Raw genomic sequence first — 12,366 nt, 5'->3', positions numbered from 1 at the left:
GCCATAAAAACGCCAGCAGAGTATTGCTGGCGTTTTGTATATAACAGATTTTGCGACACGCAAAAGATGATCAAATATCAATCCTAGATAATACGATTTTTGCTCAGCAATAAATCAGATCCATGGTATTAATATAGATACTTAATCGGTTAACTTAACCACTTCACCCGTTAGCGCCACACCAGCAATCAAAGCACCGGCACCACATTGAAATGTGGTTTCGCTTGAGGTCAGATTATTCTTGTAATTGGATTTAATCTTGACGACGGCGTTACCGCCGCGTTCAACGGCACTCTTTTTAAGCGCGATCATTGCAGAAAGAAATACCCATTCACAGGCTTCATTATCTGACTTATTAAAGGCATTCGTTTTTTTGTTTGTTCTAAGATCACCCAATTTTTGTATTGGCTCAGCATAAGCTTGTTCGCCAAAATAAAATTGCACATCGCTGCCTAGCTTGGCTTTCGCCGTTTCAGAGCTTAGTACTTTTGAAATAGAATAAGCACCAATATCATCCCTGGCAAAGGTAAGCGATGAGAAAAGCGTGAGGAAAGATAGACCTAGAATAACGATTTTTTTCATACTGACAACTTCCATTTTATGTCATATGACCATAGTAAAGGTCATAACAATTTGATCCAGTAAAGCCAGATCCTCCTATGGGCAGACAAGCTAATTAACAAGCCGCCCGCTTGTTACGGTTATGCTTTATGTTTGAGCTGCGGATATTGCGGATATAAAGTACGCTATAGCCCGACTCACCACACCATAAAAACCGATGGGTATAATACATATCTCAAGCCTTTTGGTAAATTCCATTTGTTAAGCGCAGCCTACAGAGCAGGTATTTAACAGATCGCCAGGTTTATTGCCTATATCGAAAGTCAGCAAAAATCGATATTATTCTTAACGTACTGACATCAAACGCTATTAGGAGCGGGGCATTGAAGCAATTTGATTTTAATTTACTTACGGTACTTGAGGTATTACTCGAGGAGCAAAGTGTCACCTCTGCTGCAGAGCGTCTCTATCTAAGTCAGTCCGCGGTGAGCAAACAACTCAATAAACTGAGGGAGTCTTTCGATGATCAGCTCTTTGAGCGCACCGCGCACGGCTTACGCCCAACGCCCAAGGCAAAACAATTGGGACCTGAAATTCGTCAAATATTAAATCAAGTAGAGCAATTAACTCGACCAAGCCATTTTGAGCCATCAAATAGTCGCCGTCGTTTTCGCATCGAGCTAGTAGAGACCGCCTATTCATTAACTTACCCATATTTTATGCCGCAATTACTCAAGCAAGCCCCCAATATCACGGTCGATAGCCATACATGGAACAGTGAAAGCATGGACCGATTATTGCGTTGTGATAATGATTTAGGCATAGCGTGCCGTGAATGGGATGACCGCTCTCAGTTACACATTAAAAACTTACCCGCCTCCTTAAATTATGCCGAACTAACCCGAGATCACTCGGTCTGCCTCGTCCGTGAAGGCCATCCACTACTCGATGAAGAGTGGAATGTAGAGACATTCTTAAAATATCGGCACCTGCAAGTCACGTTTGGCGGGATCGCCCATTGGTTACTCGATGATGTATTACAAATAAAACACCTGAAGCGCGATATTGCCGTTAATCTTACGGATTTTCATTGCGCAATGCAGCTATGTGAGCAAAGTGACCTCATTCTGTGTTCACCTGCCAAATATGCAAAAGAGATGCTACGCCATTTCAAGTTGATCACTCTTCCCGTTCCAACTGAATTAGTCCCTGGCACCTATGTGTTGTTATGGCACAAGCATTTTGACCTCGATCCCAGTCATCGCTGGTTACGAGAGATAATTATTGCCTCTACTCAAACCGCATATCGCCAACAGCTATGATATAGGCCATTTACTCATAAAGCATATTGCGAGATAAGTGGCACTATAAAACAATAGGCTTGCATCGATTGCCGACACTCATATCGAGACGGCAAAGCATTTAGGTGTACATGCAGTAACGGCGGATTTAAGCCCCTCATCATAAGCTAATTAAAAATAACCATACCAGCAAGTTTAGCTTGTTAGATTGAGATCCCCCTTCTGCAACCTAGATGGATAATGGGTCACTTAGCCTTGGTGCGACTGCTGCGCCCATTTGATTTTTTCCCGGCAAAGGTACTGGCTTTGGCTGAACTTGCCTTACCACGGCGCTTGATAAATTGGCCACTCGGGGCTTTAACCCCTTGCAGTGATGTGGGCAATTGAGCACCAGCTTGGGCAATTAACTGCTCGAGCGAGTCAATTAATGGCGTCATAAAACTCTGATACTTTGCCTCTTTACGACAAATGGCATCGAGATGACTTTCCCATAAGGCCGTCATATCGGGCGTTGTGGCTGAGGCGGGTAAACTGTTTATCAAGCCTTTGCCTACCTCGGTTGCGACAATCGATTTACCCTGGCGTTGTAAAAAGCCGCGTTTAAACAGCAACTCAATAATGCCTGCGCGAGTCGCCTCTGTGCCCAAGCCATCGGTATCTTTTAAAATTTTACGGATCTCAGGGTCGGTCACATAGCGGTTAATACCTGTCATCGCCGCCAGTAAGGTTGCATCCGAAAACGCTTTCGGGGCTTGGGTATTTTTCTCGACTAGCTCCGCCAGCCCCGAATGCAAGGTTTGCCCCTTAATCAAAGGTGGCAACTGCTGCAACGTATCGGCCTCATCCTGCGCTGCCGATTTGCTTGTCGATGTAGCGGGAAACAACTGTTTCCAACCAAGGGCACGGTCTTGCTTGGCTTTGGTGGTGAAGCGTCCCTTAACTATGTCCACTTCAACCTGAGTTTCATGGTACAGATAAGGTGGATAAAACTGGGCTAAATATTGCCTAGCCACATGCAGATAAATTTGTTGCTCCGCCTGATTCAAACTGCCTAAATTTGCGCGTTTTTCTGTTGGAATAATCGCATGGTGCGCATCGACCTTGCTGTCATTCCACGCCTTCGATTTTATTTTTGGATCGGGCGATTCAATGCCTTGGACTAACTCAGGTGCGCCGCCAATGATGGCTTTAATCACTCCGGGCGCCAACACCAACTGCTCTTTAGGTAAATGGCGACTGTCTGAACGCGGATAAGTGATCAGCTTGTGACGCTCATACAGCGACTGGCAAGTATCGAGCACCGCCTTTGCGCTCATACCAAAGCGTTTAGCCGCATCAATTTGAAGTGATGACAAGCTGTAAGGAAGCGGCTGATGTTGCTGTTTATCTTTACTGTTAAGCCTTGTAACTACAGCAGTTTGATGGCTTATACGACTGATCACATTTTGGGCTAAGCCTTTAGATAACACACGCCCTTCATCATCCATGTAGGGCAAGCAGGCTTCACTGGGTTGCCATTTAGCTTTAAAGCTCTGATCTTTGTCTGTGGTTAAATTAGCCAATACCTCATAAAAAGGTTTGCTGACAAATTGCGCTATTTCTGCATCACGGCGAACCACTAACCCTAGCAGTGGTGTTTGTACTCGACCAACCGATAACACGCCTTGATAGCCCACTTTGCGCCCTTGTAGGGTATAAGCTCGCGTCATGTTCATACCATAAAGCCAATCGGCACGTGAACGCGCTAATGCTGAAGTCGATAGCGGAATAAACTCGCGATTACTGCGTAACTGACCTAAGGCACGTTTAACTGCTTGCGGATTAAGGTCGCTCACTAATAATCGCATGGTCTGGTTAAGCTTATCGCCTTTGACCCCAAGATGCGCTATCACCTCATCCACCAGCAACTGCCCTTCACGGTCTGGGTCTCCGGCGTTAACTAACTGAGATGCTTGCTTTACCAGGCCGCGCAGCACGGTTAATTGACTGCGTGTCTTCGGCTTAGGTTTCATCTTCCATTGAGTAGGAATAATAGGTAAGTGTTCAAATTTCCATGATTTATATGCACTGTCATAGGTATCAGGCTCCGCTTGCTCAAGCAGATGGCCGATACACCAAGAGACACAATCCCCATTGGCGGCGGTAATGAAACCGTCGCCCTTTTTAAGCGGTTTGGGTAATACATCAGCAATGGCTCTGCCAAGGCTGGGTTTCTCGGCGATATATAAAATCATAGTACTCAGATAATCAGGGCTAACAACTGTATAAATTAACAGTAACTTTAACTCAGCTTACCTTATGCTGCAAACCTAAAACGCCGCTTTATTACTACGGCCATCAAGATTGTAAATTTAATTGAGAATGATTCTCACTTGGAGCTAGTATGGTGTACTTTCTTTGGGGGGCCTGATTATGAATACCAACACTATTACTCAATACCGATTAGACCAAGTACTTATCTACCAATTCCTCTTGGTAGCAGCATTACTGTTATTAGCCGCTCCGCTAGCGACAAAAACGTCAGGATTAGGGATGTTATGGATGTTTAGTCTACAGATCATACTGACCAGCATAGCCACCCTAGCGGCTATCATTATCAAACAACCTATTAACCGTATCTCGGTCACTGTTCTGTTTGGTATATGGTTACTGGTTTGGATTACACATTTGATGTGATAGCGATTAAGTACACTAAAAATAGCCAGCAGCTTGCAACAACTAGCTGTTAGTTATTATGAAAAGGCAGTACTGCGAGGTGTATTGCACTTACAAATGACGTTGTTCAAATGGCGTTAATGGTGCCATGAGCCATACAATCGTTAACGGTTAGGTCTCAAGAATGGGCGGCCAAATTACAATATCACTTGGCCGCCAAACTGAACAACTCAACCCTAGTTAGGTTTTAAGCTTACCTAATTGTTGATGTTGCTGCGCCACCAACTCTGCTAGGCTAACGCTACTTTGTTGGGCTTCATCCGCAAGACGAGCCAATTCGGCTGCAGAGTCAGAAATACCTGTGATGTTACGATTAACCTCTTCAGTCACCGCGCTTTGTTCTTCTGCGGCGGTAGCAATATGAGTCACTTGGCTCGAGACCTCTTCAATTTGCCCCACTATGGTATTGAGCGAGGATAAAGCGGACTCGGTTTGCTCTACGGCGCGCTGTGCTCCCTCAACACCTTGATCGATAATATGCGAGGCACTGTTTACTTCTTTCTGAAGCGAATCGATTAATTTACCAATGTCATCGGTCGAAGTTTGAGTTTTCGACGCCAACGCCCGCACTTCATCAGCCACCACAGCAAAACCTCGGCCCTGCTCGCCTGCTCGCGCCGCCTCAATGGCCGCGTTCAATGCCAGCAGATTAGTTTGCTCAGCAATGGCACTGATCACTTCCAAAATCTTACTGATATTGGTACTACTTTCGGCCACCTTACTTACCGCGTCCTTCGCTAATAACGACTCATGAGACATAGTCGTCACATAATTCATCGCTTGGCTGAGACTGTCTTCACCGGCTTTCACATTGGCACTCATCGCCTCTGTTTCCATCGCCGTTTGCTCTGAGGCTTTAGCCACTTCTAATGCGGTGGCGCTCATTTCATTTACCGCAGTGACGACACTTTCGATTTCGCTGTATTGACGATTAACACTCTCACGCGTCTGCTGCGCAATATTGGCAGTGGTTTGACTCTCTGCTTGTGAGCGTTCAGCCAACACTTTCATTTCGCCAATGAGTATACGTAACTTAGTAATGAAGCTATTGATACCGCCACCAAGGGCTATCAGTTCGGCGTGGGACTCTACATTAATAGTTTGAGTTAAATCACCTTCGGCACTGGCTAGGTTTTCGACCCGGCTTTGGATAACTTTTAATGGAGCAATAATATTGCGAATAACAAGGCTTATGGTCACCACGGCAATCACTGACACAATACTACCAATGATCAACAATAAGCTGCCAAGTGACGAGGCCATTTCTGTCATCGCGGTATCCATTGCGATGGCTTCTTTAAAGGCATCTTGTTTGGCCACTTCAATTAATAATGACCATTGTGCGTCAGCGAGCGGAATGTTAACGGGATAGGCGACCACAATATTATCCCCTACATCTAAATAGCCACCGTTACGATGTAAAGATTGATACTGTTTGGCTAGTGCGCTATCGATAGATTCTGCTAATGGACGCGCTTTTTTATTGTAATGACTAGCAGCTACCACTAACCCCTTGGCGCTGAGCAGTGTCACCTTAGCATTGCCCTTGTACAGTGTTTGCGACAACTCATCGATCATTGTTTGGAAAATGGGTAAGTTAACATCTGCTCCCACGACCCCTTTAAACTGATTATTGATAACCACAGGTACGATTAGCGATGTCATTAACTCGTTCTGACCAGGAGTTATCTCATAGAGGTAAGGCTCCATTAGGCAGGGTTTTTTAGTATCTCTTGCACATAGGTACCATTCGGCTTCTCTGAGGCCAAATTCGTTTAACGTGTCGATATATTTTTCATCGGCGTCGGTGACGGCTGAATGTTCTATACTGCCGCTATTGGTGCGGGTATAATAGATTTCCATGCTGCCAGCGTTGGGCACACTATGGCTAGCGCCTGCAAAGTATTCGCTGTCTTTAGTATCGTAGCCATTGGCTTCAAATTGAGCATACAAAGAGGACAATTGACGACTTTTTTCCAAAGAGCCCCTAATTGTCACTTCAACACCGTCGCGGCTTAGTGGAGTGAGCAAGGATGTTTGCTCTAACATGCCAGATAATGAATAAGGCACCCGGTAAGCCTCATTGATAAAAGCGGCCACCCGCTCTCCATATTCTCCAGCTCTTGCTGTCAGTTTAAAACGCGTTTCTTTTTGAATCGACTCCTGAACCTGATCGGCTAATACAGCATTTTTATCACTCAATGACCACCAGAGGCTCAATGATAGAATCGCCACAATGATTAAAAACAGTGCAGAGGTGATCCACAATAATTTGGTACTTATGGATAATTGCTTCATTCAGAGCTCCTAGGAAAAAGCATGTACATCATTAAATAAGGGCATAGGCTACCGATTAAAAATAGCACTATTGTTGTAAATGATCATAAAGATCGGGAATTTACTCATCCAATGAGAAAAAAACCGACTCACAAGGTAGTCGGTTTTAAATGGCACAGCTAAAGAGCATTATATGACTTGCTCATATTAAGGGTGACAAACATTATGCAGCTCGAGGTTTGTCCCTATATCTTTGATCCTATTTGCTTTTGCATCATCATTACGCAGTTGAGTCAGATGGTCTAAATAGGCTTGGTCGACATCATTGGTAATATAATGTCCATCAAAGACAGAGGTTTCGAAACGTGTGATATCAGGGTTTTGCTGACGCACAGCCGCAATTAAATCCTCGAGGTCTTGGAATATCATGCCATCGGCACCAATCAACTTAGTGATCTCTTCCACATCGCGACCATGGGCAATCAGCTCACTGGTGGTTGGCATATCTATGCCATACACGTTTGGAAAACGTATTTCTGGGGCGGCTGATGCAAAATAAACTTTTTTCGCGCCCGCTTCACGAGCCATCTCGATGATCTGCTCAGAAGTGGTACCACGTACAATTGAATCGTCAACCAGCAGTACATTTTTCCCTTCAAACTCGGCATTAATAGCGTTAAGTTTACGACGAACCGATTTTTTACGCTCTTGCTGACCAGGCATAATAAAGGTGCGGCCGATATAACGGTTTTTGACAAATCCCTGACGATAAGGCAGGTCTAAGTTACGTGCGATTTCAAGTGCGATATCGCATGACGTTTCAGGAATAGGGATCACTACATCAATGTCATGATCTTCCCACTGCTTCTTAATTTTTTCGCCAAGCATGGTGCCCATATTCACACGGCTGCCATAAACCGACACTTTATCTATAGTCGAATCAGGACGCGCAAAGTAAACATATTCAAAAATACAGGGAGAATAGCTCGGTGATGCCGCGCATTGACGCGTATATAATTGACCATCGAGCGAGATATAAATGGCTTCACCGGGGGCAACATCTCGCACCGTTTCAAAGCCAACGGCATCGAGTGCGACACTCTCAGAGGCAACCATATATTCGGTGCCCTGCTCCGTTTCATGCTTACCTAGCACTAATGGCCTGATGCCGAAAGGGTCTCTAAAAGCCACTAAGCCTTGACCAATAATCATCGCTGCTACCGCATAAGCCCCACGCGTCAACTGATGAACTTTGGTGATCGCTTGGAACACTTCATCCGCGGTGAGAAATTGGCTTTCGGTTGTTTGCAGCTCATCGGCCAGTAGATTGAGTAGAACTTCAGAATCTGAGGTGGTATTGACGTGACGGCGTTGCTTAAGCAAGCGTTCTTGTAACTCTAATGTATTGGTTAAATTACCATTATGAGCTAGAGAGATACCAAATGGAGAGTTAACATAAAACGGCTGTGCTTCTGAGGCACTCGAGCTACCAGCGGTAGGGTAACGAACATGCCCTATCCCTGCATTGCCTTGTAGACGTTGCATATGTTTGGGTTCAAAAACGTCTTTTACCAGACCGTTTGCTTTACGCAATCTAAATGCATGTCCATCAACAGTCACAATGCCGGCCGCATCTTGGCCACGATGTTGTAATACAGTTAACGCATCATAGATTGTCTGATTAACCGGTGTTCGGCCAACTATTCCGACGATACCACACATGGGTCGTTTTCCTCATTGTAAGATGTTCTAATCGTTATTATTGTCGAGCCCTGATCACATTGAATCACTGTGTCAGGTCACATATGCATTATTATATTTTGGGTACAAAGCTTGAGGTGTTTTCCACATAGTCAAAAAACCATTGGATAACCACGCCAAATTCGGGGACCAGTTGTGAACTGCGCCACCAATCGGTATTGGGTGCTCCGGTAAAAGCATCCATAAAAAACAGCAGCGCGCTAACAATTAAGGCGCCTCTTAACGCACCAAAACAGAGTCCTAATACCCTATCGGTACCGGATAAGCCCGTTTTGGCCACCAATTGGCCAATGATATAATTAACAAGCGCACCAAGAATTAAAGTCGAAATGAACAAGATAGCGATTGCAATACCGTTGCGGACTATCTCATCTTGTATTTGTGTGAGGTAAACGGCGAGGTCGGCATAAAACTGACTCGCGACGAAAAACGCTGCAAACCATACCACGAGTGACATAGCTTCTTTAACAAAACCACGGATAAGACTGATAACAGTCGATAATCCGATAACAGCAATAATGGCGTAATCGATCCAAACCATTGAATTAGGTGATCCAGCATTAGCATTAAGACGGCGCGATCTTACCAGAGACTGAAGACATTCTCACCCCCTAGCCTCATTTAAAAGCAATTAAGTTTATCCTGAATAAAAGACACTGAATTCACAAAAAAGTGACAAGGCTGTGTAGCCGCAAACCTAAGCCGTGACATATACAAAAACGCCGTCACATTAAGATGACGGCGTTTTATAAGTTGATTAACCGGGGCTATAAAAGACTTTACTTGACAATAAAATGCTGACAAATATAGGGATAAATACTGCCCTAGTCGCCTTACTCCACAGGGTTATAGCTCACCACAGCAGATTTAAGTTCCGTCAATTTATCCAACTCTTTTTGCAAGCGTTGCAACTTAGCTTTAGAGATGTCGGGGCCGACAAACACTTTCGTCAGTTCACCATCGACCGGCTTTTGCGGCAAGGTATAGGCTCTAAACCCTTTGTCTCTTAAACGTTTAACCAGCGCATTTACATTCGCCGCGTTTTTAAAGCTACCTAATTGCAAGGTATATGCGCCACTTGGCACGCTTTGCTCAACTTTTACTGGCTTAGGTGGTTTGGCCTGAGGTTCTGTAGCCGTAACGTTAGATGGAGTCGTATCGATGGGCGGAACCTCGGGTTCTGCAGCGGGTTCTGCAGCGCTAAATTGGGCAGCCTCATCGGTTAAATCAATAGCCTCAAAGTCCGATGATGTGTCGAGGTTAGCTTCAACAGCTGGTCGCAGTGGGATCTCACTAAATTGCTCTTCTTGCTGCTGTTTTTTTCCATCTAGAATATCGGGCAGAAAAATGACGCCCAGCGCTACCAGCACAATCACCCCAACCAGACGATTTTGAAACTGACTAGATAAGATTTTTTGTTTAACTTCTATTTCTTCGTCCACGTTGCTTTACCCAAGGTGTAAATGTTTAAACTCTGCCACAGTGTAAAAGGAGCCAAACACAATTACCACATCATCATCGCAGATATTAGCGTTGAGTGCTTTGTATGCTTGCTCAATTGATTCAAATGGATAGCCTTCACTCTCTGGCGATAAACAAGCCATTAACTGACTCGCCTTAGCACTACGCGGGCAATCTAAATCGGTAAAATACCACACATCAATCACTTCACTAAGGCTTGCAATAACCGCTTGGCAATCTTTATCTTTAAGCATGCCGCACAGGGCAACAATGCGCTTATCGCGATAAACCTCAAGTCTTTGCGCTAAATACCTCGCCGCATGGGGATTGTGCGCCACATCGAGCAATGTGATGGGTGCGTCACGAAATAACTCTAAGCGTCCGGTTAAACGCGCTTGTTGCAATCCGCTACATAGATGCGATTTATCTATCGTTGGTAATAGTTGCTCGACCACGGCCAGTGCGGTAGCGGCATTGGGTAATGGCAGCTGCACTGGCGGTAGGTTATCAAGTTGCCATTGCACGCCGCTGAAATGCCAGCCCTTATCGTCTTGATGATAATTAAAATCCTCACCGACGCGTATAAGCTGAGCGCCCATTCGGCTTGCGACCTCAATCACTGATGTGGGTAAATCAGCATCGCCCACCACCAATGGCCGCCCCGCTCGGCAGATACCGGCTTTTTCACGCCCAACCAGCTCACGGGTATCACCGAGGTACTCTTGATGATCGATATCGATTGAGGTGATAACGCTAATATCGGCATCAATAATGTTGGTTGCATCTAAGCGCCCGCCGAGCCCAACTTCAAGCAGCACCAGATCCAGCGCCGATTGTTTAAACAGATATAAACCTGCTAGCGTGGCATATTCAAAAAAGGTCAGCGAAATATCGCCTCTAGCACTATCGATAGCGCAAAAGGCATCAATCAAATCACGATCGCTAACGTCGACGCCAGCAATGCGCACTCGCTCGTTATATTTCAGCATGTGGGGCGAACTATACACGCCCACTTTCCATCCTGCCGCCGCCATCATCTGCTCAATCATCACGCACGTGGTGCCTTTGCCATTAGTACCGGCAACGGTCACGACTTTGGTATCACCTAACTGCGTTAAGCCCATGGCCTTAGCCACTTGCGACACGCGGCCTAATCCCATGTCGATTTCTGTCGGATGAATAGACAATAAGTGTGCTAGCCAAGACTCAAGGCTCGATTGCTGATTAGGTAACGCGATAGATGACATACAAGACTCTTACTGATTATTAAAAGATAAAGCGTCGTAATAACTTATGCGCCGCAAATCACAAGGATAAACCGCCATCACGATAGCCACGACGCAGCCAAAATACTTAATCGAGCATAAACAATGGCCCAAGTGCTAATTGAGGCAACTGATATGATTCAGGGTACGTCACATCGACTAAATACAAACCATTGGGTTTAGCGGTTGCCGCCGCTTGAGTACGATCTTTTAGCGCTAACAAGCCTTGAATCCAACCTATGGGTTGACGCCCGTACCCCACCTCAAGCAATGATCCGACAATATTACGCACCATATGATGTAAAAATGCGTTGGCTTTAATATCGACACAAATATACATACCTTGGCGGGTCACATTGACTTCATGCACGCAGCGAAATGGGGTATTAGACTGACATTGTATCGCCCTGAAACTGGTAAAATCTTGCTCGCCTAACAAGCTCTGCGCCGCTTGATGCATCTTATGTTCATCGATATCGCCTGGGTAATGACTCACGCCAGCACGCAAGATCCCAGGACGAAGCTGATGATTATAAATCATATAACGATATCGGCGCGCGGTTGCGCTAAAACGGGCATGAAACTCATCATCAACCTCTTGAGCCCAGCGCACGGCAATATCATCAGGCAAGTTAACGTTGACGCCCAAGGTCCAAGCACTGAGTTTACGGCTAGCATTGGTGTCAAAATGCACCACTTGCCCAGTGGCATGCACCCCGGCATCGGTACGGCCGGCACATTGAATCGCTATTGGCTCATTGGCAACGATTGAGAGTGCTCGTTCAAGTTGAGCCTGTACCGAATCAACTTCGGCTTGACGCTGCCAGCCAAAATAGCGACTGCCATCGTATTCGATACCTAATGCTACGCGCATGAAATACCAATCCTTATTTCAATTAAAATTGTGCTAGGCGCGCGATTCTAGCATACCGTGCTAACGAACTGGACAAATAACTCAAGCCGAACGAGTCAAGTATGGTGTCCTAGGCTAAAAACCTCCCTCTCTTTTCTGGACTTCACTAGTA

General features: G+C 45.4%; 10 protein-coding genes. 2 read left to right on the top strand and 8 right to left on the bottom strand.

The window, feature by feature from the left end; genetic code table 11:
- Window positions 1-141: 141 nt before the first annotated feature.
- Window positions 142-582 carry an excinuclease gene (locus DN599_RS17510; protein ID WP_110458892.1) on the bottom strand — a complete coding sequence of 147 codons (441 nt, stop codon included), beginning with the start codon at window positions 580-582 and terminating at the stop codon, window positions 142-144.
- A gap of 362 nt (window positions 583-944) precedes the next feature.
- On the opposite strand from DN599_RS17510, the gene DN599_RS17505 reads away from it, so the two are divergent.
- Window positions 945-1,883 carry a LysR family transcriptional regulator gene (locus tag DN599_RS17505; RefSeq protein ID WP_110458891.1) on the top strand — a complete coding sequence of 313 codons (939 nt, stop codon included), beginning with the start codon at window positions 945-947 and terminating at the stop codon, window positions 1,881-1,883.
- 224 nt (window positions 1,884-2,107) lie between these two features.
- Here DN599_RS17505 and DN599_RS17500 read toward each other — a convergent pair whose 3' ends face one another.
- Complete coding sequence (locus DN599_RS17500; RefSeq protein ID WP_110458890.1) at window positions 2,108-4,096, bottom strand: DNA topoisomerase III; 1,989 nt, start codon at window positions 4,094-4,096, stop codon at window positions 2,108-2,110.
- A gap of 178 nt (window positions 4,097-4,274) precedes the next feature.
- On the opposite strand from DN599_RS17500, the gene DN599_RS17495 reads away from it, so the two are divergent.
- Window positions 4,275-4,538, top strand: a complete 264-nt coding sequence (locus DN599_RS17495) for a hypothetical protein (RefSeq protein ID WP_110458889.1) — start codon at window positions 4,275-4,277, stop codon at window positions 4,536-4,538.
- A gap of 219 nt (window positions 4,539-4,757) precedes the next feature.
- Here DN599_RS17495 and DN599_RS17490 read toward each other — a convergent pair whose 3' ends face one another.
- From DN599_RS17490 to truA, 6 genes are all read right to left on the bottom strand, one after another.
- On the bottom strand, window positions 4,758-6,875 hold the full coding sequence (locus DN599_RS17490; protein ID WP_110458888.1) for a methyl-accepting chemotaxis protein: 2,118 nt from the start codon (window positions 6,873-6,875) through the stop codon (window positions 4,758-4,760).
- A 186-nt stretch (window positions 6,876-7,061) separates the two neighbouring features.
- Window positions 7,062-8,576, bottom strand: coding sequence for an amidophosphoribosyltransferase (gene purF / locus DN599_RS17485; protein WP_110458887.1), 1,515 nt, complete (start codon window positions 8,574-8,576; stop codon window positions 7,062-7,064).
- Between the two features lie 91 nt (window positions 8,577-8,667).
- Window positions 8,668-9,156 (bottom strand): CvpA family protein, encoded by a 489-nt coding sequence (locus DN599_RS17480; RefSeq protein ID WP_110458886.1) that lies wholly within the window; start codon window positions 9,154-9,156, stop codon window positions 8,668-8,670.
- Between the two features lie 292 nt (window positions 9,157-9,448).
- Window positions 9,449-10,057: an SPOR domain-containing protein gene (locus tag DN599_RS17475; protein WP_110458885.1), complete on the bottom strand. Its 609-nt coding sequence runs from the start codon at window positions 10,055-10,057 to the stop codon at window positions 9,449-9,451.
- Between the two features lie 6 nt (window positions 10,058-10,063).
- Window positions 10,064-11,323, bottom strand: coding sequence for a bifunctional tetrahydrofolate synthase/dihydrofolate synthase (gene folC, locus DN599_RS17470; protein WP_110458884.1), 1,260 nt, complete (start codon window positions 11,321-11,323; stop codon window positions 10,064-10,066).
- Between the two features lie 106 nt (window positions 11,324-11,429).
- Window positions 11,430-12,215 (bottom strand): tRNA pseudouridine(38-40) synthase TruA, encoded by a 786-nt coding sequence (truA, locus tag DN599_RS17465; RefSeq protein ID WP_110458883.1) that lies wholly within the window; start codon window positions 12,213-12,215, stop codon window positions 11,430-11,432.
- Between the last annotated feature and the right edge of the window lie 151 nt (window positions 12,216-12,366).

The sequence above is a fragment of the Shewanella algidipiscicola genome (assembly GCF_900380485.1).
Taxonomy (GTDB): Bacteria; Pseudomonadota; Gammaproteobacteria; order Enterobacterales; family Shewanellaceae; genus Shewanella; species Shewanella algidipiscicola.
The sequence above is the reverse complement of the archived record's forward strand: the minus strand, read 5'-3'. Positions and strand labels throughout refer to the sequence as shown.